16 protein-coding genes and 1 pseudogene are annotated in these 21,156 nt (G+C 60.1%); 11 read left to right on the forward strand and 6 right to left on the reverse strand.

The features are described 5' to 3' along the window. From ACT3HL_RS14975 to ACT3HL_RS14995, 5 genes and pseudogenes are all read left to right on the forward strand, one after another. Window positions 1-517: pseudogene (locus ACT3HL_RS14975) on the forward strand (ATP-binding protein); the annotation flags it as partial. Beyond that, on the forward strand, window positions 514-1,131 hold the full coding sequence (locus ACT3HL_RS14980) for a DUF7680 family protein (protein ID WP_435065412.1): 618 nt from the start codon (window positions 514-516) through the stop codon (window positions 1,129-1,131). The pseudogene ACT3HL_RS14975 and the gene ACT3HL_RS14980, both read left to right, overlap by 4 nt. 15 nt (window positions 1,132-1,146) lie before the next feature. After that, window positions 1,147-4,044, forward strand: a complete 2,898-nt coding sequence (locus ACT3HL_RS14985) for a DUF1156 domain-containing protein (protein ID WP_445087585.1) — start codon at window positions 1,147-1,149, stop codon at window positions 4,042-4,044. Next, window positions 4,045-7,683 carry a helicase-related protein gene (locus tag ACT3HL_RS14990; protein ID WP_445087586.1) on the forward strand — a complete coding sequence of 1,213 codons (3,639 nt, stop codon included), beginning with the start codon at window positions 4,045-4,047 and terminating at the stop codon, window positions 7,681-7,683. 179 nt (window positions 7,684-7,862) lie between these two features. Further along, window positions 7,863-8,891 (forward strand): Cdc6/Cdc18 family protein, encoded by a 1,029-nt coding sequence (locus ACT3HL_RS14995; RefSeq protein ID WP_092635360.1) that lies wholly within the window; start codon window positions 7,863-7,865, stop codon window positions 8,889-8,891. Between the two features lie 18 nt (window positions 8,892-8,909). On the opposite strand, the gene ACT3HL_RS15000 is transcribed toward ACT3HL_RS14995, so the two are convergent. Next, a complete protein-coding gene (locus ACT3HL_RS15000; protein WP_445087587.1) occupies window positions 8,910-9,596 on the reverse strand; it encodes an SOS response-associated peptidase family protein in 687 nt (228 codons plus the stop codon). Between the two features lie 146 nt (window positions 9,597-9,742). Between ACT3HL_RS15000 and ACT3HL_RS15005 the strand changes: the two genes are divergently transcribed. Beyond that, window positions 9,743-10,624, forward strand: a complete 882-nt coding sequence (locus ACT3HL_RS15005) for a hypothetical protein (RefSeq protein WP_445087588.1) — start codon at window positions 9,743-9,745, stop codon at window positions 10,622-10,624. Between the two features lie 134 nt (window positions 10,625-10,758). Here the strand turns inward: ACT3HL_RS15005 and ACT3HL_RS15010 are convergent, their stop codons facing one another. Then, complete coding sequence (locus ACT3HL_RS15010; RefSeq protein ID WP_445087589.1) at window positions 10,759-11,349, reverse strand: hypothetical protein; 591 nt, start codon at window positions 11,347-11,349, stop codon at window positions 10,759-10,761. 272 nt (window positions 11,350-11,621) lie between these two features. Here ACT3HL_RS15010 and ACT3HL_RS15015 point away from each other — a divergent pair, with 272 nt between their 5' ends. From ACT3HL_RS15015 to ACT3HL_RS15025, 3 genes are read left to right on the forward strand one after another with little or no spacing between them, the layout of a single operon-like run. Further along, window positions 11,622-12,566: a hypothetical protein gene (locus tag ACT3HL_RS15015; protein ID WP_445087590.1), complete on the forward strand. Its 945-nt coding sequence runs from the start codon at window positions 11,622-11,624 to the stop codon at window positions 12,564-12,566. 2 nt (window positions 12,567-12,568) lie between these two features. Then, window positions 12,569-12,874, forward strand: a complete 306-nt coding sequence (locus ACT3HL_RS15020) for a hypothetical protein (RefSeq protein WP_445087591.1) — start codon at window positions 12,569-12,571, stop codon at window positions 12,872-12,874. 2 nt (window positions 12,875-12,876) lie between these two features. Further along, entirely contained in the window at window positions 12,877-15,045 is a 2,169-nt protein-coding gene (locus ACT3HL_RS15025; RefSeq protein ID WP_445087592.1) for a type B DNA-directed DNA polymerase, read from the forward strand. Between the two features lie 138 nt (window positions 15,046-15,183). Here the strand turns inward: ACT3HL_RS15025 and orc4 are convergent, their stop codons facing one another. Both orc4 and ACT3HL_RS15035 read right to left on the reverse strand, forming a co-directional pair. Continuing rightward, window positions 15,184-16,416, reverse strand: a complete 1,233-nt coding sequence (gene orc4 / locus ACT3HL_RS15030; RefSeq protein ID WP_049908454.1) for a DNA replication protein Orc4 — start codon at window positions 16,414-16,416, stop codon at window positions 15,184-15,186. 628 nt (window positions 16,417-17,044) lie between these two features. Then, window positions 17,045-17,368, reverse strand: a complete 324-nt coding sequence (locus tag ACT3HL_RS15035; protein ID WP_092893735.1) for a hypothetical protein — start codon at window positions 17,366-17,368, stop codon at window positions 17,045-17,047. 138 nt (window positions 17,369-17,506) lie between these two features. On the opposite strand from ACT3HL_RS15035, the gene ACT3HL_RS15040 reads away from it, so the two are divergent. Then, window positions 17,507-18,433 (forward strand): MarR family transcriptional regulator, encoded by a 927-nt coding sequence (locus ACT3HL_RS15040; RefSeq protein WP_445087593.1) that lies wholly within the window; start codon window positions 17,507-17,509, stop codon window positions 18,431-18,433. Next, window positions 18,430-19,233, forward strand: a complete 804-nt coding sequence (locus tag ACT3HL_RS15045) for a DUF6036 family nucleotidyltransferase (protein ID WP_445087594.1) — start codon at window positions 18,430-18,432, stop codon at window positions 19,231-19,233. Before ACT3HL_RS15040 ends, ACT3HL_RS15045 begins: the two co-directional genes overlap by 4 nt. 13 nt (window positions 19,234-19,246) lie before the next feature. On the opposite strand, the gene ACT3HL_RS15050 is transcribed toward ACT3HL_RS15045, so the two are convergent. After that, a complete protein-coding gene (locus tag ACT3HL_RS15050) occupies window positions 19,247-20,062 on the reverse strand; it encodes a hypothetical protein (RefSeq protein ID WP_445087595.1) in 816 nt (271 codons plus the stop codon). 90 nt (window positions 20,063-20,152) lie between these two features. Beyond that, window positions 20,153-21,100 (reverse strand): ArdC-like ssDNA-binding domain-containing protein, encoded by a 948-nt coding sequence (locus tag ACT3HL_RS15055; protein ID WP_445087596.1) that lies wholly within the window; start codon window positions 21,098-21,100, stop codon window positions 20,153-20,155. Window positions 21,101-21,156: the final 56 nt, after the last annotated feature.

Below are 21,156 nucleotides of genomic sequence, written 5' to 3' on the forward strand. Positions count from 1 at the left end.
ACACGTCTCTCGGGCCCTGCAGGAAATGCGGGCTGACATCGCGGACGAACTTACCAGCGCTCGCGAGGAGTACGACGGACACCCTGACGAACTGACGCCCATCGTCGAAGGCGTCTGGATTCATCTGGACGGGGCCGATGCGTGGAAGGGCGCGTGGTTCACTGCGAACAAACTCAGCAACGATGAGGATTTCGCAGAGGACACGACGATGGACTTCGATTATGAGGCCAACGACGGAGCCGACTCGAAATCGGAGTTCGAAGTCGATTTCAATGGACGCCCGGAGGTCTTCGCAAGCCACCTCCGATTCAACATGGAGCCGGAAGATCTCGCGAATCCGGATGGCGGTCGTACCGCTGAAGCCGAGTTCGCGATTGAGTTCGACGAGGGCGATGACCGTCTCTATGGCGACACCTTCGACCTCCTGGACGAGCTCCTCGCGGTCGACAACGCATTCACCGTCACGATGCACACGCAGATCCGTGTGATCGAATCCAGCGAGGTGACCCAAGTATGAGCCAGGGCATCGCCGAGGGGAATTCGTTCGCCTTCACCACCGGCGCGTACGGGAATCGACCGACGTTCGTGTTGACGCGTGATCGGGTCGACGACCAGCACGAAATCACGCTCTACGAGCTGGCGCCCCGTGATATCGCGACGGCTCGACGAGAACGGTTCGAGAGAGTGCAAAAAGCGGTAAGCGTCTCAGTACGTGAACTGGAGGAGGCCATTATCGGCGACCGTTCTCCGTCCGAACTCCCCGGGGCAGATGACGCAGCGTACGATTGGGATGACTGGTGTGCGATTCGTATCGCGACGTTACGCGGCGGGGCGTTCAACGAGGTTAGTTTCCTCATCGAATCCACCTTCCGTGAGCTGAGTCTTGATCCCGAGACCGTCTGTACAGGCGACCCCGCAAGCGTCAGTCTCCCCGAAGCGGCCGGTGTTCGGCTTTCGATCGCGTTCCGTGCGATGAAGCCGATGCGACGCCGGGACCGTCTCCGTGAAGTCGCAAAGGGAATCGACCAGATGAGTCTGGGTGAGTGCTACTACTGGCACGCCAAGGCTCGCTCGCCGTCCTCGCCCAGCGGTACGAAAGCACTTCGCGTTTTGCTCGCCGACCACATCTAACAAGATTTCGATATTATGAGCGACTCCCACACGACATCCGAGACCGAACCTGAATCTGACGACGAGTACACCTCGCTGGCAATCGAGGGCGAACTTCCCCTGAAGGCAGTAGGGATTGAGAATCTCAAGGAAGCGAATCCGAAGCACATGCCGCCGCACCGGTACATCCACCCGTGGTTCGCTCGCCGCCCCACCCCTGCGGCTCGTCTGGCGATTCTTGGATCGGTAATGGAGGAGGGAACGAGTGCGGATGAACTGCTGTCGCTGATGCAGATCGGGCCAGACGGTCTAGAAGAGAACATCAGCGAGTACGTTCAAGAGCGCAAGACGACTGAAGGACAGCGTGACGGGACACTCGGCGAGTGGTACGGCTATCCGAGACCGTTCACACAGTCTCCGACCGAAGACGAGCTGGCAGATCTACATACCTCGTTGCGAGAGACCTGGGATGGCGAATTACCGACCGTTCTAGATGCGACTGCTGGTGGCGGAGTGATTCCCTTCGAGTCCATCCGCTACGACTTGCCCACCATCGCGAATGAGCTGAATCCCGTCCCGTCGGTGATCCTGAAGGTGATGTTGGAGTACGCGCCGGAGGTCGGATCGCTCGAAGATGACCTCTACAAATGGCGCGACCGAATCCAAAAGAAGGCGAGCGAGGAGCTCGACGATCTGTACCCTACGAAGCGGGATGGCCGTGAAGTGCTGGCATCGGCCTGTACGTACCACATTCAGTGTGAGTCCTGTGCTGGGACGGTCCCGTTGATGCCGAAGTGGTGGCTCCACAAGCGTAGCGCCGGCGAAGGCGTCGCGATCAAACCACACTACGAGAACGGGGACGTGTCGTATGAATGCGTTGAGCTCACAGAGAACTCGAACACTGACTTCGATCCGTCGGAGGGTACAGTATCGCGCTCGGACGTAGAATGCCCCCACTGTGGTGTGATTACCGAGTACGAAGAGACTCGGGAGCTGCTTAAGAACGGCGAGTTCGAATACCAGATTTACGGTGTCAAGTACGACGATCCCCGTGGTGGTTCAGGGTATCGGGCGGGTGACGACCTCGACCAGCAAGCCCTCAAGCGCGCCGAAGAGCGTATCGAATCCGACTTCGAGCTGCTCACTTTTCTGTCCGAAAAGGTCGAAGTGAGTAGTCGTATCACTGATCCGGCGACCTACGGGATGGAGGAATGGCGAGATATCTTCAATCCGCGTCAGCTGGTCTCCCATTACGAGTACTGTAACGCATTTCGAGAATGCGCTGAGGAGATTCGTGAGGAATACGATACACGCGAGGCAGAGGCCATCCTGACGATCCTTACGATCTCTGCCAGTAAGATGATTGATCGGAACTCTCGAATGTCTCCGTGGGACACAGGAAGAGGATATCCTGCGAATATGTTCATGTCTCACAACTACTCGTTCCGTCGAGTGTTCTGCGACAACAATTTAGTCTCTGAAACGATGGGGTACGAAGATACCTCGCGGAAGGTGATCGACTGTTACGAGGAGCTCGTTGAGATGGCTGCGGGCCGAGACGCAGCAGAGGTGTACTGTGGGGATGCAGCTGATCTCACGTCGAAAGTCGGAGAGGGTTCTGTCCAAGCTGCAGTCGTTGACCCCCCATACTATGATAGCGTCATGTACGCCCAACTCGCAGATGGCTTCTACGTCTTGCAGAAGGCGTACTTGAGCGACGTCCACCCCGAGTTCTTCACCTCAGAACTAACCAACAAGTCTGACGAAGCTGTTGCGAATACCTCCAGATTCGAAGGACTGGAAGGTGAGAAGTCAAAGAAGCAACTCGCAAAAGAGGACTACGAAGAGAAGATGGCAGAAATCTTCTCTGAACTCTACCAGACTCTTGAGCCCGGCGGCGTCCTGACAATTATGTTCACACATAAGGAGACCGACGCCTGGGATACGCTGTCGATGTCGCTCATCGAAGCCGGGTTCACAATTACCGCGACACACCCGATCACAAGTGAAATGCCAAACCGCGTCGTGATGCGCGGGAGCCAGAGTGCTGACAGCACAATCCTCCTTACGGGGCGGAAACCGTTGCACGAGAAGGAAGATACAGGCGGGGCGACGCTCTGGGATGATGTGAAATCGGAGACGCGGTCCGAAGCAAAGAAAGCTGCACGAGAGCTTCTGGACTCCGGTCTAAGCCTCACCAAGACGGACACGATTATCGCAGCGTTCGGTCCAACTCTACGCGTCTTCGCCGATAACTACCCCGTCGTGGATAAGAAGGGGGAGGAAGTCCCGCCCCGCGACGCACTTTCAGCCGCCCGCGACGCCGTCGCGGAAGTTCTCGCCGAGCGGTATCTGGACACGAAAGGATTCGACGATCTTGACGGGCTGACGCGCTGGTACGTCCTCTCCTGGCTAATTTACGAAACAGACACAATGCCCTATGACGAGGCTCGACAGCTCGGAATCGGCGTCGGTGTCAACATCGACGACGTGAAACGGGACACCAAAATCTGGGGGAAAAGCAGTGGTGATGTCCAGCTCAAAACCCACAGCAATCGAGTACAGGACATCGTTCGTGTCGAAAACGGAGAAGACGTCTCCAGCCGCAAATATCCCGTAAACCCGACTGATGAACGCTTCAGTCACGGCATCGATGCAGTCCATTCTGCCATCCACGTCTACGAAACCAAAGGTCCAGAAGCTGCCTGGGAGTGGCTATCCGATCGTGGTCTGAAGAATGACGAGCGGTTCCGGACCACCGTCACCGCTCTCCTTGAGGTGCTTCCCCAAGAACACGAAACTGCGGAAACCCTTCGAGATATACTCTCGGGGCGCACGGGCGAATACCTCGATATCGATATCAGTAACATCAATCTCAACGTTCGAGGGGAGGACGACGAAGATAACCAGGCAGCACTCAACGAGTTCGAATAAATGACCCTCAGGGACGTCTCGTGGGAGCCGGTGTACGAGAGCGAGTTCCGGACCAACCGGACGCTCATGGAGACGTTCTACCGGCCATTCCTCAACGAGGTCATCCGCTACGACCGGCTCGCCGGCTATCTGAGTTTACGTAGTCTGGCGCACGCTCTCGAAGGGGTTGACTCCCTCCTCGAGACTGATGGAACAGTACGTGTTATCGCTGGAGCCGACCTCCAGAAGCGCGAGAAGGGAGCGATGTTCCCTGACGCAGATGAACCCCTCGAACCGTGGGTTGAGTCCCAACTCACCATCATCGCTACCCTCCTTGACCGCGGCGACCTCCAAATCAAGGTCGGCGACCCCAAAGGCGGTGACGGGCTCTTCCACCCGAAGCTCGGCATCGGTGTCGATCGCGAGGGCAACAAGATCAGCTTCGAGGGGAGTATCAACGAGACGCTCAGTGCGTGGCAGTACAACTACGAACGCTTCAAAGTTCATCGCTCCTGGAGCCGTGGCGAGGCGAAGTATGTCGAGGAAGACGTCTCGACGTTCAACGCACTCTGGAACGGCTTCCACCCCTCCGTCGATGTCTTCGAGCTCGACGAAGCTGCACGCCAGAACCTCATCGACTGGAAGGACACCGATGGAACGCTCGAGGAACACGTCGAGCGAGTCCAGAATCACGACCCCCAGACGACGGTGCCCGAAGACGATACCGCTGGCGTCGTCTCGGTCGCCGGACGGACACCGGGAGGAATCCATCTCGCAGAGGAGATCAGTACTGTCACGCCCTGGCCGCATCAGCGAACGATCTCCGATACTGCGGTCAGTATCTACCCGAACAACCTCCTGTTCTGTGACGAGGTGGGGCTCGGCAAAACCATAGAGGCTGGCCTGACCCTCTCACGGCTGATGCAGGTCGGAGAGGCTGAGCAGGCGCTGTTTCTGGTTCCTGCAGGGTTGGTCCAGCAGTGGCAGAACGAACTCCTCGACCGCTTCAATATCCACGCCTACTATCACGAACGGTCCTACGACGGTGATTACATGATCGGTCCTCTCGGAGACGCAGAGGATCACCGTATCCCCACATCCGGAGCGGTCGATGCCGATGCCTGGGAGAACACGCCGATTGGTTCGTTCGTTACGGATAGAGATGAGCCAACCGTCGTGATCGAGTCGTGGCATACCGCCCGCCGCGAAGGTAATCAGGGACACGTCGCCCCACGCATCGACGAGAATGTGTGGGACCTCACAGTCGTCGACGAGGCACACAGTGCTCGCGAGGAGACGAAACTCTACGACCTGCTCGGACAGGCCGAAGAGGCCTCCCGGTGTCTCTACGCTCTCACGGCGACTCCCATGCAGCTGAATGTTGGCGAGCTCTACGATCTCCTTCGGCTATGCGATCTCCCAGAGGGTTGGGACGATAAGGACCGATTCGTCGAGTTCTTCGAAACACGGCAAGCACTCGAAGATAGCCTCAGTACCGTCGGCTCTCGCTATCAGAATATAGCCGATGGACAGCAACAGGTTCTCCAACAGTTCCAGAAAGAGCTCGATCTGGAGGAGGACGAAGGCCGACCAAGAATTGAACGGTTCGGGAAACTCATTCACGAACATCTCACATCGAATCCCGGCTACGACGAGCAGGCGAAGGCGCTAGTCCAGGCGACGGACACGGAGTCGATTCAGCAGCGGAAAGCCCTCGAGAAACTCGTCGGGGTGCGAGAAACCTCACCCCGCTTTGACGATCCGCGCTCGCTCATTTTCGACTGTGGACCAACGGAGTGGAGCGCACTAGTGGAGGCTTCTCAGTGGGCGACACCGGTTCAGTCCCGCATCTTCCGGAATACTCGAGCGGTCTTGGAGCAGTGTCAGGATCTCGGGCTGCTCGACGACACGGTTCCGACTCGGGAAGTCGAGACAAAACGTATCGAGCTGGGTGACGCAGCCCCGCTGTACGATCAGGTAGAGCAGTATATTGATGAGACGTATAAGCAGTCGCAGAAAATCCTGACAGGGAAGGAGAAGCTCGCGTTGGGCTTCGTGATGACCACGTATCGTCAACGCCTGACGAGCAGTCTACACGCCATCAAGCAGAGCCTCCAGCGACGGATGGAGAAACTCGACGAGAAGGTTGAGGACATGACAGAGGAGGTCTCCGAGCTTAGTAGGGACGCCGGAGTTACGGAGGCGACCATCGACGAGGCGATCGGCCAAGCATCCCTCGACGCCTATCAGCCGAGTAGTCGGGGCGCGGCTGACGTGATTCAGGCGGAGCGGAAGGCCCTCCAAGAGTTCGTGGACGATCTCAGGCAGGCCCACACCGACCCGAAGGTAGCGCAGCTGCGCCGCGACATTCGCTCACTCCGTCAGAGCGCCCGTGATAACATCATCATCTTCACGCAGTATCAGGATACCCTCGAGCATATCCGGGAGACGCTGACAGACACACATCCGAACGTCGGTACGTACAGTGGTGGTGGCGGGATGCAGTACGACGAAACATCCGGAGAGTGGGAGAACGTCGGTAAAGAGGCGATCAAGCGGGATTTCACTGACGGGGACACCAATATCCTGATCTGTACAGACAGCGCGAGTGAGGGGCTGAACCTCCAAACCGCGGATGCGCTGATCAATTTCGATTTGCCGTGGAATCCAATGCGGGTTGAACAACGCATCGGTCGAATCGACCGTATTGGCCAGAAAAACGAGGTGGTGAAGATCATCAACTACGCCTACAAGGACAGCATCGACGGCGACATCTACGAGGAACTGGAGGGGCGGTTGAAGCTGTTCGAGAACGTGGTTGGGCCGATGCGTCCGGTACTGAACAGCATCGAGCAGGACATCAAAGACGCCGTTATGGGTAGTTCCGGGTCGGAGGACACCAGAGGGCCCAGTGAACAAGTCGTCGAAGAAGCGGACTCACGGGCAAAACGTGCCCAGGAGAAAGCCGAGGAGACCGGGCTAGCAGATGAGCCAGAAGAGGTATCGACGAAAGAGGCGATAATCGAGAGTTCCGGGCTTGACGGGTGGGAACCCTATTGCTATCCCGCATTGGATGAGATCGGGACCGGTGATCGGTCGTATGAACCGTTGGTGAGCTTAGAGACGATCGAGACACAACTTACGCAAAGCGACCGCCTCGAAGAGACAGAATGGTCGTTTACTGCCCTCCGGAACCATGACCGCGCCGACGACTTCGAAGATATCGTCGACGATGCATACGTTCTGGAACTGCCAGAGGAGGATGCAGTAGCAATGCCGGAGTCGCTCGGAGAGACAGCTCAGGCAGAGCTTGGAGGGGGTAGCGGTGTTGTTGTGACGTTCAACCCAGAGATTGCTGAGCAGTTCCCGTCGATTCGGCTGCTCCTACCTGGAGATCCACTATTCGAAGCGCTCGTCCGCGAAGCTGCCCCAACAGAAGTCGATAATGTGGAGTTCGTCTGTGGTCAGCGTGGAGAGAGTGGATCGTCTGTTACCCGAAGTAGTCGGGTCGCCGAAGCCAAACAAGCGACTGTTGTAGAACCAGCTGTAACGAGTGAGAGTGTGAAAAATCTCCTCGGGGGGACGAACTCAGTCTCAGACATTGACGATGCAGAGCAAACTGTCCTGAACTGGTTATCCCAACTTCCAGCTACAGAGTAGAGGCACTTTCGGGGGGCAGAGGGCTTTCCGGAAGTTCCCGGAAGGACGAATCTTCCACAAACAAAACCGCCGGACGTCACCGTGATTGAGGTAGCTATGAAGCCGTCAAATGGAGTGATTCCGGAAGCAACCCGGTCACGTTTTTAACACTAGCCAGAAAACCAGTCTATCACGCAAAGATGATCCGCGATGCTCGCGTTCTCCGCGCCGGGTTCGTCCCTCGGGAAGTTGAGCATCGCGACGCCGAAGTCAACCACCTCTCTAGCGTTCTCGAGCCCATCACGAACGGTGAACCCGCCGACACAGCCATCGTCACTGGCCCCAGCGGCGCCGGCAAGACGTGCATCTCGCAATTCGTTACCGAACGACTCCGGGAAGAGGTCCTCGACGTCGAGACCACCTACGTCAACTGCTGGCGCAACTACACGCGGTTCCGCACGCTCTACCAGATCCTCGACGACCTCGGCGCGACCATCGACATCCACCGGCAGTCGACGCCGCATGACGAACTCGTCGACCGCCTCCAGCAGCATGACGGCCCGCGGACCGTCGTCATTCTCGACGAGGTCGACCAACTGGAGGACCCCAGCGTCATTTACGACCTCCACAGCCTCCCGCAGTTCGCGATCATCTGTATCGCGAACAAGGAAGAGGAGCTGTTCAGCCGCGTCGACGACCGCCTCGTGAGCCGGCTGCGCTCCAGCGAACACGTCCGGATGGACAAGTACCACGACGAGCAGCTGTACGACATCCTGAGTGCGCGGGCGAAGTGGGGACTCGATGAGGATGTCATCACCGACGACCAGCTCTACCGGATCGCCGACGCGGCCGCCGGCGACGCCCGCCTCGCAATCGGCATCCTCCGAACGGCCGCCGGCAAGGCCGATCGCGAGAACCACGAGCGCATCACCGACGATATTCTCCTGGACGCCGCCGAGGATGCACGGGCCCAGATCAAGCAGAAGAGCCTCGACTCGCTCACGCCGCACCAGCGCGTCGTCTACGACATCGTTCGCGAGCACGGCCCAGTCGGGCCGAGCGAGATTCACGAGCGCTATACCGAGGACGTCGATGATCCGCGGACGAAGCGGACTATCCGCACGTACCTCTCGAAAATGGAGCAGTACAACCTCCTCGAGGCGGAAGGGACGAGTCGGGACCGAGAGTACTCGCTCGTCGATTCAGCGGCGGCGTCGCCGATGCAGTAACGGTGACCCCGTCAGCTATCAGGAACTGAACTCGCCGAGGCCCGATTGCTCGTGGTCCAGTGGCTCGATGACCGGGGGATCGTCGTTGCCGGGGTTGTTGACCCGCGTCGAAATCTCGTAGGCGTCCAGATTGTCCTTCGGGTACGGCTGGCACAGTTCCTTGCGGGTGTCCGGGTCTGCGGCGAGCCAGTCGGACTCAGCGTCCTTCGGGAGGACGACCGGCATCCGGTCGTGGATTGAGTTCATCAGGTCGTTCGGCTCCGTCGTGAGAATCGTGACGCACGAGATCGTCTCGTCGTCGCCCTCCCAGACGTCCCAGAGCCCGGCCATCGCGAATACGGGGTCGTCCTCCCGGTAAATCCGGTAGGGCTGCTTCGACCCGCCGTTCGGCGATTTCCATTCGTAGAACCCTGACGAGGGGACGAGGCAGGGACGTGATTCCCACGCCCGCTCGAAGACGCGTTTCTCGTCGGCAGTCTCGGAGCGAGCGTTGATGATGCCCTCCTCTGGTTCGTCCGCCCAGAACGGAATCAGCCCCCAGTGGTAGGCGTCGATCTCGTCGGAAGCCTCGTTCGTGATGATGTGGAGGTCGTCGCCAGGTGCGATATTGTATCGGGGGGTGTACCCGCCGTCCGCGACGACCTCGGCTTCGAAGCGGGCCTCGAGGTCTGCTTGGTCGATGAAGAGCGAGTTCCGGCCACACATACATCCGGGTCCGGCCGCGAGAGTCTTCAACGTATCTGGAAATGTGAAGGGCTGGTTCTGTTGCTCCCTCGTTTAATGGTAGATTTGGGGATGGTCGGTTAGTACAGTTACAGAGGTTATAAACCAGCAACCCGTTCCGCTTACCAATGGAACCGGCTGAGATGCCGTATGAACCCGGTGAAGTAGTCCATGTTCGTCACGACGAGGATTCCGAAGGGCGGACGCATCGCTTCGGCTGCGAGGTTCTGAGCGTTTCAGAGGCCGACGAGGTTAACGACTACACGTACACGCTTTTCTCGTTCGGCTGGGAGCGTGTCCTTGCTACGGATTACAGACACTCGCAGCTATACCCGTCACCTCGAGGCTATCCGAACATCGACGAGTTCCTTGGCGATGGCCACGTACAGGGCGAGAGGCTTCTGGGGAAGTTCAAACGGCGCGATCTGGAGGTGATCGATGAGTGCCTAACAGTGGTAGACAAGGAGGCGGACGCGACGAAGGACTGGTTCAACGAGCTGCGGAAGGAAGATGTCGACCGCATCAATTCCGTCTTTGCGGAACTCGTGCTGTTGTATCACCTGCGGACAGTATACAGGCGTGAACGCGTCTCGTTGAACGCGCGTGTTGGCGAGAAGGATTTTGATCTGCGCTTGACGACGGAAGAAGAAGACGTGTGGATCGAGGTGACGAAGCCGGACTTTGCTGATTCCCTGTCCGACGGTTTCGGGTGGGGGCTTCCGAAGACCACGCAGAACTCCATCGATCGCAAGCTCAAGAGCAAGTTTGAGGAGGCCCGCGATCGCGCTCCCGAGGATGCCGTCCTGATTCTTGGAATATACTGCGAGGAGCAGATCAACCAGAGCTTTGCGATGGGGCAATGGCTGGATGAGGAGTATTACGACGTTGGCGAGATTTGTGATGGCTGGCTCTCCTACACTCACCTAGTCGACACGCAGATTGGGTATCAATCCTTCACAGACGACGGTGAGCGATGTCGGTCGCTGTTTGATCGGATGGTTGGGGAGTGAGACTAGATACCCCTCGGTTATTCCAGCGGCGATAGCCCCAGTCCGGTAGTTCTTCCCGTTGATGTGCGGCCGATGATGACCCCTTCCGGCAGGCAGTCGTTTTCTACAGAGCCTTTCGGCTCTGAATCGTGCTGTTAGAGCTCGGTCGGCGGCAGAAGCTCACAGAGAACAGCTGCTTGGTCAAGAAGTGCGTCGAAGAGCCGTTCAGTCGGTCGATATAGCGCGTGGTGTTCATCAACAGAGTATGGGGTTTTCTCATCATCTGTGTGCGAGAGAAATCCGCACTCGAGAAGCGGAGCAAGGGTAGTATCCAGCGCAGTTCCGGAATGGCCGGATTCGGCTTCAAGAGTGTGTCGAGGGAACTCAGAAAGGAACCGCGTACAGCAACTCAGGACGTGAGCACGTCGATCAGCGAATAGTTCGTTGAGCGCGGTACGATGGGTGCGTGTCCAATACTCATCGAGTTTGACGTATGTGCGAACGATAGGGGAAAGCTCGTTCAAGGAACCATTAGCATGGACGATGCCAAGGTCGTTGAGCGCATGTTGGTCTTTGGTGTCCAGAGACTCGCCGAGGGGATGGAGAACAGTTTGAAACGCCTCGTGGTACCGCGAAGTGAGGAATTCCCCGGCAACAACGTGGGCGTTCACGATATTTCGAGTTGGGTGCATTGACTCGTGGTGGTCGGGGTTTCGGTGGTCGACGTGGGTTCGTGGATAGCTCATAGAGCACCTCTTCCAACGTGGCGTTGAGCATTAACATTCCGAGCAGTCAGGCTCGAGACTGCAGCTGGGTAGGTTTAACCAACACACCGCCGTCAATACGGCCGGGTGTTGGTTAACACGAAGTACGCTCGATTCAGGAACTATTCTCGGAAACAGGATCCAAACGGAGACTACTCGGGACTGTACCGGGATTGGAGGGGATCACATCGAGTTTCCTGAAACGCGGAAGCGACACGCCGCGGCTTATCGGGAACGTAGACAACTAATCGAGTATGGGAGAACACTCAACGTCGAACCGATTGGCGGTGGACCAGCCGACACGGGGCGCTGACCGCAATCGGTCCCTCGCTGACCAGGCCGATCCAGCTACGGACGAGATGTTGCTGCCGCAGCTCGACGACGGCATCACGCTGCTTGATGTCGAGGGAGGCCGCGGCGTCCCGATCCTGCAGTCGCTCGTACTCGACCATCTCCTCCTGCACGACGGGCCCGCCTTCTGGGTCGACGCAAATGGTCACGCGACGACGACGACACTCGCCCAGATCGCGCCCAGTCAACGGTTGCTCAACCGAATTCACGTCGCCCGCGGATTCACCGCCTACCAGCACTACGGCGCCGTCTGTGATCTCCCGACGGCAGTGAACAAGTCGATCCAGATGTCCACCACTGACGCCGGGACGGCCGGTCGAGGGGAACCGAGTCGTGACGAGGACACGTCGCCCCACACCCCCGCCCTCATCGTCGCGCCGGCCGTCGACGTCCAGTACCGCGCCGACGATACCCTCGGCGAAACCCACGCGGGAACCCTTCAGGCTCGAACTCTCGCTCGGTTGGCGACCTACGCCGAGGGGTACGACATCCCGGTGCTCGTTACGCGAAACGAACGAAACGAATTCACCGAGTCAGTCGCGACGGTCGCCGACCACCACCTGGAGTGCGAGCAGACTCGGATGGGGCCACGGGTCGTCGGCAAAGACTTCGAGACGCTCGTCTATCCCGTCGACGACGGCGCGTACTACCAGACGACGTTCGCGTACTGGCGGCAGCTGCTCGCGGCACGCGCCACGCAGGTCGGCGTGGAACCGACGACGCCGGCGCCGTCGACGCCGACCCCGGAGGGCGTCGGAACGGGCGTCACCGCTGACGGTGAGACGGTGGCGGCCACTGCGGACCCCTTGCTCGATGCGTGGACCGCGACCGGGACAGGAGGCCGATAGCGATGGGGCGCACAAACCCGACGTATCGGGATGCGCTCCGGGCCATCGAAGAGCGGTGGGCGGAGTTCCGCCGGGCACTGCGGCGTCGCGACCAGCCGCGCTTCGACCGGCTGTTCGAGTACGCCCGCGAGCACGCCGACGCGAGCGGGCTGTTGAACCACCAAAACCCGCTGCTGCCGGCGCTGCTCAGCATCGATCTCGAACAGGAGGGGCGCCTCGACGATCACGAAGAGCGCCTCGAGGAACTCGAAGCCGCGGTCGCAACAAGCGATGACCAGGAGAGTGCCCCACCGGACGCGGACCCGTGACGATGCCGTTCAGTATCGACTTTCTGGACGACGGCCGCGTCCTGGAGTGGGAGGCAACCGCCGACGGCGCCGTCGCGACCGAGCGCGATGACTACACCCCACGCTTCTACGTCGCCGCTCGCGACCCAGCGTCCGACATCGACCTCACGACGCTCCAATCGGTGTACGACCAGCACCCGGATGTCGTCGCGACCGAACTGGTGGCGCGACGCCCCGGCTTTCGACGAGACGAGGAGGCCGTTCTCGCAGTCGACGTCGCCCACATCGACCGCGTCACCCCACTCGCCCGGCAGGCACGCCAGCTGTCGGACTATCCAGTCGGGGATCTCGCCTGTTTCAACGTGGACTTCTCGCGAGAGTTCCGGTACTGTCTGGAAACCGGCGCCGATCCGACGCCGGCGAGCGAGCTGTCGACGCTCCGGCTCAGCGTTCCGGTGACCGAAACGAACAACGACGTCTACGGAGAGTTGACCGTCGCCGGCGATACTGTTACCGGCTCGCCGACGGATCTCCTGACCGCCGTCCAGAGGGCGCTCGACGCGCACGATCCGGACGTGCTGGTCTGCTCGACGAGCGAGATCGTCCCGACCCTGTACGAGATGGCGACGGACGCCGGCGTCGACGACTTCTCGCTGAGTCGGTGGCCGGACGTCGACTACCAGCAGCTCGCGAGCCGGTCGACGTACTCGAGCTACGGTCGCGTCGGCCACTCGCCGGCACGGTACAACGTGCCCGGCCGGGCGATCATCGACGAATCGAACACGTTCTTCTACGGGGAGACGAACCTCGAGGGCGTCCTCGACCTCGTGTCGCGCTCGAAAAAGCCCGTCCAGGAGCTCGCGTGGGCGTCAATCGGGAACGTCCTCACGGCGATCCAGATTTGCGAGGCCCACGACCGCGGTGTCCTCGTCCCGTGGAACTCCTGGCGCCACGAGTTTTACAAGCCGATGGGGACGCTCCACGACGCCGACCGCGGCGGCTTCATCTTCGCGCCCGAGGTCGGCCTCCACGAGAACGTCCACGAACTCGACTTCTCCTCGTTGTATCCGAACATCATCTGCACCCGGAACGTCTCGCCGGACGTCATCCGGTGTAGCTGCCACAGCGACCGCGACGACGTCCCCGGCCTCGGGTACTCGATCTGCAACGACCGGGGCTACCTCGTCGACGTGCTGCAACCGATCATCGACGCGCGCGACGAGATCAAGGCGGCCATCCGTCGCGAGAAGGAACGGGACGACCCCGACGAGGACCGACTGGCGGAACTCGAGGGACGGTCGGGAGCGCTGAAGTGGATCCTCGTCGCCTGCTTCGGCTATCAGGGGTTCAGCAACGCGAAATTCGGCCGCATCGAGTGCCACGAGGCGATCAACGCGTTCGCTCGCGAGATTCTCCTGACGGCGAAACAGCGACTGGAAGCTGGCGGCTGGCGGGTCGTCCACGGCATCGTCGACTCGATCTGGGTGACGCCGGACCCTGACGTCGACGACGAGGACCGCGAGGACCTCGAGACGCTCGCGACGGAAATTACGGAACGCGTCGAGATTCGGCTCGAACACGAAGCTCAGTACGACTGGGTCGCGTTCGTACCGCAGCGCGAGAGCGACGCCGGCGCGCTAACCAAGTACTTCGGGAAGGTCGCCGGCGACGACGACTTCAAGATCAGAGGCATCGAAGCCCGGCAGCGCTCGACCCCGCCGTTCATCGAGGACGTCCAGCGGGACTGTCTCGACCGGCTCGATACCACGCGGTCACCGGATGCGGTGCTCGGGCGTCTCGAACGAGCAATCGATGAACTGCAGGCGGGCAACGTAGCAGTGGAGCGGCTCATCGAGCGGAATCGTGTCTCCAAGCCGCTGGAAGGCTACTCACAGAATACCCAGAACGTGGCGGCCTTGAAGCGAGCCCGCGAGCAGGACCTGGCAGTCCATCCGGGCCAGGATATCGAGTACGTGGTCGTCGACGACGAGAAATCCTCGCGAGACCGGGTCGCCCTCGCCCACGAGGAGATCGAGACCTACGACGCCTCGTACTACGAGACGCAGCTGGTCAGAGCGGTCGAGAGCGTGCTTTCACCGCTCGGGTGGGACCGAACCGATATTCGTCGAGAGCTCTCCGGTGAGAGGGACGCCGTTTTGAGCTCGTTCGGAGCCTCCAACGAACTGTCGTAGTGGACCCACCCCTGGTTTCCGTCGTTTCGATCCAACCCCACGTTTCCGACGTAATTTTCGACCCCCCTCGTTTCCGTCGTTTCCTCACGCCCCACCCCAAATTTCCGTCGTCCGCACCCACTCAGTAGTAGGGGGTCACTACTCGCGAGTCCAGTCCTGCATCCGGCTGTCCTCGAGGATCGTTTCGCGGACGACCTGGGGATCTTCGATGAGTCGATTCTGGAGGTGGATGCCCCCCGCACTCCCCTTGTTGATCTTCTCGATTTCGACAACCCCGAGGAAGGCCTGCTCTTTCAGGATGTCGCGGAACCGACGGACTGAGAGGATATCCATATCGAGATGGTTGCAGATGCGTTCGTACTGGTCGTACACCCGACTCGTGAGGAACGCATCGTCGTTACTGTTGACACTCAGTTCCGTGAGCGCCAGCAACGCCGCCTTCGCCTGCGTGGGTGCGCCGTTCACGAGTTCTCTGAACCGGTCCTTTTCGGCGTGCTGCTGTGCCTGGCGGACGTGTTCCTCCGTCACTTGCTCTGCCCCGGCCTCGTAGGCGACCTCCCCGGCGTGACGAAGAATGTCGATCGCCTTCCGAGCATCGCCGTGTTCCTGCGCGGCGAAGGCCGCCGAGAGCGGAATCACGTCCTCGGAAAGGACGCCGTCCTGGAAGGCGTCCTCGCGGTTGAACATGATCTCCCGAAGCTGGTTGGCGTCGTATGGCTTGAAGAACAGCTCCTTGTGCTGGAAGCTGCTTTTCACGCGCTCGTTCACGTTGTCGACGTACTGGATCTTGTTGCTGATCGCGATGACACCGACGCTACAGTCGATTTTCCCCGCCTCCTCAGCGCGCGAGAGCTTCATCAACACGCTGTCGTCGTTCATCAGATCGATCTCGTCGAGGATGATGATCACAGAATCGAATTGAGCGTCGAGCGTCTTCCAGAGGAGTTTGTAGTATTTCGACGTACTGAGGCCGGTATGGGGGACGGAGATTCCAGTCGAAGATTCATCGTTCAGCTTCGCGGCCAGTGAGGAGATCGCCTGAGTCTCCGTGTTGTCTTCAGCACAGTCGATATACGCTGTTCCAATCTCGACGCCATCCTGAGCGGCATTTTGAGCTCGCTGGCAGACGTGTTTTGAAACGAGAGATTTACCGGTCCCAGTTTTCCCGTAGATCATCACGTTTTCCGGGGAGTACCCGTGGACAGCACCGTTGAGACGTTTCGCGAGCTTTGAGATTTCCTCGTCGCGACCGACAATCCGGTCAGCCTCCGGCACGTGGCCGATTTTCAGGAGATCCTTGTTCGCGAAGATGCGATGCCCGGATTCAAAGAGTGGATCGTCGACAGAACTGGGTGAAGAGTCGGGCGTCATTGAATATCACACGGTGTGAGCGGGGGGAGTATAAATCTAGTGGAGAACGCCACCCCACGTTTCCGACGTTCCTTGTCCGATATCAGCCGGAAAATGCCGTCATTCGGTGGAATTGGATTGCTGACAATATAGCCGCGTTTCCGACGTGAGAGAGGAAACCCGTAGACGGAAGCATCGCCTCGATGTCGAATCCCGAACCCACACACCCCACGTTTCCGTCGTAATCACCGAACAGGTGGGGAGGGGACTCGAAGAAGACATCCACGACGAGATACCAAAGACGAGAGCGGCCTAGCCATCCAATACTGGCCGTCTACAGAAGCAGCTGGAAAGGATCGTTTCATCTGAGGGGGCGAAGTCTTCGCCCCTCGTTGGTCGAAGTTCACTTAATGAGCGTTTCTCAGCTATACTACTTTAATCTATGTGTTGCAGAAGTTAGTTCATCTCTAGATTGGTTCTAGGTCAACAGAATTAGTGGCTGCATAGCACTATCGTAGCCTCTCCCTACGCCGTCGTGGAGAAACGACGGAAACGTGGGGGGTGTGGTCCCTTCGAAATCAGCGTCACCCCCTCCACCAACATCCAGTTACGACGGAAACGTGGGGTGGGTGTCCTCCCTCACCGGGTTTTACTCGTCCGGGTTGACTGGGCCCTTGTACTGAGAACGAATCTTCTCTCCCTCCCGCCACTGCCAGTAGTAGTAGCGATTGTCGTTGATCTCCTTGATCGTGATCGTTGCTTTGGCCGGGACGTCGTCCGGAAGATCGTCTGGTCGCTCTTCGACCTCTTCTTGATCTGCCGACTCCTCGAGACGGGCCTCCCGTTCCTTGTGCTCGGCGAGCGCTTCAGCGTACGTCGCAACATCTCGGAGCTGCTCCGGATCCGACTCGTTGAGCGTGTTGACGATCTCCGTCGGGAGGTTCGCCGGGGGGGTCGGGGGTTCGTAGGACATCGACTACTCTCGTGTTAACCAACACGACCCACGAGCCCATAGTTTTGTTGGTTAAGACGATGGAGACGACTCTCGTGCCTGCTGACTGTAACACTACTCGAAACTCCTTTATATACAAGTTTCGTACTATGTTACACCGTGCTCCGGCGCATCGAACTGGAGGTCCTCGCCACGGTCGACCGCGGCGACACGATCTCTGAGCTCGCGACGAAGCTCGACCACAGCGAGAGTTACCTCTCTCGTGCTGTCGCCGACCTCGTCGAGAAGGGGCTCGTCTACACGGAACGCGACGGGCGGCGAAAACGAGTCGTCCCGTCGGATGCTCGTGCCGTCGAACTCTATCAGGACCTCGTCCGCCAGCACTCCCACATCGAGTTCCCCGAGCTGCTGACCGGCAAGGCACTCGAGGTGCTGTACTACCTCGACCAGCCGCGAACCGTCTCCGAGATCGCCGACCGGAGCGACAACTACCGCAACACGGTCAACCGGGTCCTCAAGCGGTTTCGCGACCGTGGGCTTGTCGGGACCGTCGACGGCCACTACGAGTTCAACGCCGACTTCGACCGCCTCCACGAGTTCGCCCGTGAACTCGCACACCATCTACATCGCCAGCGCCTCGAAGCCGTCGCCCCGAAGGGCACGATTCTCTGGGAGGACTACGACGAATTCCTCGCCCAGGCTGAGACGGAGATCGAGGCAGAGGGATTCCACGAAACCGGCCTCGCTCGATTCACGGCCTTCGACCTTCAGTTCCTGCTCACCGGCCACCGCTACTACGTCTACTCCGAAGACCTCGACGCAGTCTCGCCGGCGGAGCTCTGCTGTCACACGCTGCTCATCGACGACGGCAGCCGCCACCGTTCGTACTGTCTCCTCCTGCTCAGCCACGTCGACGTCGACGAGGCGGACCTCCGAGAGCAGGGAACGAAGTATGGTCTCGAAGACGAAATCGACGCCCTGCTCCGCTACCTCGAGACGCACGGCGAGGTCGACGACGACCGGCTCCCGGAGTGGGACGAGTTTCAGGAGCTGGCGGCTGACTACGAGGTGCCACTACCACAATGAGACCCACATTCGGACGCGAGTACATCGAGAACGAATTCCAGCGAATCGGGAACGGGCTATCTGAACCGCTCACGGTCTACCTGATCGGTGGTGGCGCGATGTCGCTGCGCGACCTCAAGGGGGCGACGAAAGATATCGACCTGGTCGTCCCAGATGGCGACGCGTACGGCCAGCTGTGGGCCGTCCTGATGGACCTCGGGTATGCGGAGGTCCAGTCGCTGGATCCAGATTACCGGGCGCTGGGGGCGACGAGCTGCGTCGAGAACGACGACGGGTGTCGCCTCGACATCTTCAACCAGCAGGTCGCGAACAAGCTCGTGCTCACCGACGGGATGCAAGAGCGCAGCGAGCCGTTCCTCGACACGGATCGACTGACGGTCCGGCTGGTCAGCAACGAGGATATCTTCCTGTTCAAGGCGATCGCAGGCCGCGACGACGACATCGAGGACATGAATATGCTCGTGCAGGTCGGCCTCGATTACGATGTCGTCGGTGAAGAACTCGAAGCCCAGATCGAACGCCTGGGGGACGATCAGTTCGCCACGTTCGCGAACGAGGCGTTGGTCGAACTCGAGGAGCGATACGGAGTGACCACGCCCATCGAGGCCCACGTCCAGGAGCTCACGAATAGGTACTACCGGGGGCTCGAAGTCCTCCAGGCACTCGACGAGCCGATGGCCGTCGACGAACTGGCCGCCGAACTGGAGCTGGATACCGACGAAATTCACGACCGGATCGCGTATCTCTCAACGTTCGACCGGGTCCAACGAGATGGCGACACAGTCCGTCCCGTGGAGTAGCTCAATCGTTACCCTACGTGGAAGGAAGGCGGCCGTCTGGTCGGGGCACGCGGCCCCGTTTGATCTCGTGATCGACGCGACGCAGGTGCTTGCAGCCGCCCTCGGGTGAGCGCTGCTGCCAGTCGGGACAGGTACACGATTCGTCGATGACGTCGACTTCGTACCGGTTCCCGGACGCGGACTGTACCTCGTAACGGCCACCTTTCGAGAGGAGCGAAACGTCCATCGCTTCGCCGACGGCACGCCTCGTGCGGGGCTCGAGATCGTCCTGCGACTGTGCGTTCTCGTCGACGACCAGCCGGTCGCGAACGTCGCCCGTTCGACCCCCGTCCGGAGCGACGGCTTCCGCAGGGCCACTGAGCCGCTCGTGGAGCACTTCCTCCACCGGATGGCCTTCCGGCCACAGGTAGTGGACCTCGCGGCGCTCGCGATGGTCGTAGGAGCCGCACGCCGCTGCGCACCCAGTCCAGACGCGCCAGGCCCCAAGCGCGGCCATCACGTCGACGATGTCACGGGGAACCGTCTGGTGTTCATCCGGGAAGAATACCCGGAAGCGGGTACACGCCTCCTGCGGCGGGACGGTCTCCCACCAGTCTTCGCTGGAGCCCCAGCTGTCGTACATCGCGTCGTCGCTCCCGTAGCCGACGGTCACGCCGTCGATCGGCGTCCAGTCTGCTGGGAGGTGGTCCGACTCGCCTTCAAGCACTCGGAGGACGGCGTATCGGAGGTACTCGTGGGCTTGGTTGTCTGTCGTTCGAGCGACCTGGTCGTGCTGCTCGGCAACGTGCTCGGCTTCCCAAAGAACCGTCGTGAGATAGGGTTCAGTCATCATTCGACGGAGGTCAGAACGCGCCTCCGCCCCTCCGCGGGCGCTGAAAAACTTAACCAACAGAGCGGGAGGGATCCATCACTCTGTTGGTTAACCAGGTTGGGACGAGGATTCGCTCTCAAGCACGTCGATGAGTTTTTCTGCCGTTCGACTAATCCGGCCGAGGCGCTCGCGAACGACCTCGGAATCGTCCGACTCCCACGCAGCGAGGTAGAACGCCGACCCGCTGGTGTCCAACCCACAGTAGCGCCCGACGACGTACGCGACGGCTTCGGCCTCGACTTCGCGTTTCGCCCGCTCGGTGTCGTCGTCGACATCGAAGTGGAGCAGGGCGTGGGCGTACTCGTGAACCAGCGTCCGCGCAAGGTCGGCCTCGTTCTCCCGATCACGCACCTCGACGAGCGGCTGGACGTCGACGAGGCTCAGCTGTTCGCAGATGCCCTTCGCCTCGCCGTGGGTCCACTCCTCGGCTGGAACGATCCGCACCGTCACGCCGAGGTCGTCAGCGGCGGCAGTCAACTGTTCGACGAGGTCGCCGGCGTCCCCGGTCGCTTCTGTGTCCAGGTCGGGAAGCGGCTCGCCCTCGGTCTGGGAGACATCGAACACCGGCGCGGGCTTGAACCCCACCAGGCCCTCGGACCACTCCTCGGGCGGCGTCTCGTCGTAGTCACAGTCACTGTCCTCGTGGTAGCTCGGCGAATTCTCGCACTCCGGGCACTGCGTGGTTATGATCGGCGCCCAGATCCAGATGGCCGACTCACCCTCCTTGACGTGACGGTCGAACTCCTCCTGCCACGTCCGATAGCCCGCCACCCGGCTCGCCTCGGGACACTGTCGCTTGATGAGGAGCGCGTTCCGGTAGGAGTAGTCGTGGAAACGACTCTGGACATCGAGCCACTCTTGGAACTCTTCGCTGGCCTGCGCGTCGTCGACGCCGGCGACGAGGTCGTCGATCCACTGTTCGATCGTACTGTTCATCTCGTCTGATCGCGTGTCGGTCTGGTCGAAGGAGACCGACGAGTCTCTGGTCGTGGACATCGTGTTCACCGAATCGAGTTCACGGCGACTGCGTCTGTTTAGACCGCGCCGCACCC

The organism is Halobellus sp. GM3, assembly GCF_052545375.1.

Bases quoted from the DNA above. Each gene is read 5' to 3' on its own strand.
- ACT3HL_RS14995 (WP_092635360.1), top strand. From the start codon at position 7,863: ATGATCCGCGATGCTCGCGTTCTCCGCGCCGGGTTCGTCCCTCGGGAA.
- ACT3HL_RS15035 (WP_092893735.1), bottom strand. From the start codon at position 17,368: ATGTCCTACGAACCCCCGACCCCCCCGGCGAACCTCCCGACGGAGATC.
- ACT3HL_RS15005 (WP_445087588.1), top strand. From the start codon at position 9,743: ATGGAACCGGCTGAGATGCCGTATGAACCCGGTGAAGTAGTCCATGTT.
- ACT3HL_RS15015 (WP_445087590.1), top strand. From the start codon at position 11,622: ATGGGAGAACACTCAACGTCGAACCGATTGGCGGTGGACCAGCCGACA.
- ACT3HL_RS15000 (WP_445087587.1), bottom strand. From the start codon at position 9,596: ATGTGTGGCCGGAACTCGCTCTTCATCGACCAAGCAGACCTCGAGGCC.
- ACT3HL_RS15020 (WP_445087591.1), top strand. From the start codon at position 12,569: ATGGGGCGCACAAACCCGACGTATCGGGATGCGCTCCGGGCCATCGAA.
- ACT3HL_RS15050 (WP_445087595.1), bottom strand. From the start codon at position 20,062: ATGACTGAACCCTATCTCACGACGGTTCTTTGGGAAGCCGAGCACGTT.
- orc4 (WP_049908454.1), bottom strand. From the start codon at position 16,416: ATGACGCCCGACTCTTCACCCAGTTCTGTCGACGATCCACTCTTTGAA.
- ACT3HL_RS15025 (WP_445087592.1), top strand. From the start codon at position 12,877: ATGCCGTTCAGTATCGACTTTCTGGACGACGGCCGCGTCCTGGAGTGG.
- ACT3HL_RS15045 (WP_445087594.1), top strand. From the start codon at position 18,430: ATGAGACCCACATTCGGACGCGAGTACATCGAGAACGAATTCCAGCGA.
- ACT3HL_RS15055 (WP_445087596.1), bottom strand. From the start codon at position 21,100: ATGTCCACGACCAGAGACTCGTCGGTCTCCTTCGACCAGACCGACACG.
- ACT3HL_RS15010 (WP_445087589.1), bottom strand. From the start codon at position 11,349: ATGAGCTATCCACGAACCCACGTCGACCACCGAAACCCCGACCACCAC.
- ACT3HL_RS14985 (WP_445087585.1), top strand. From the start codon at position 1,147: ATGAGCGACTCCCACACGACATCCGAGACCGAACCTGAATCTGACGAC.
- ACT3HL_RS14990 (WP_445087586.1), top strand. From the start codon at position 4,045: ATGACCCTCAGGGACGTCTCGTGGGAGCCGGTGTACGAGAGCGAGTTC.
- ACT3HL_RS14980 (WP_435065412.1), top strand. From the start codon at position 514: ATGAGCCAGGGCATCGCCGAGGGGAATTCGTTCGCCTTCACCACCGGC.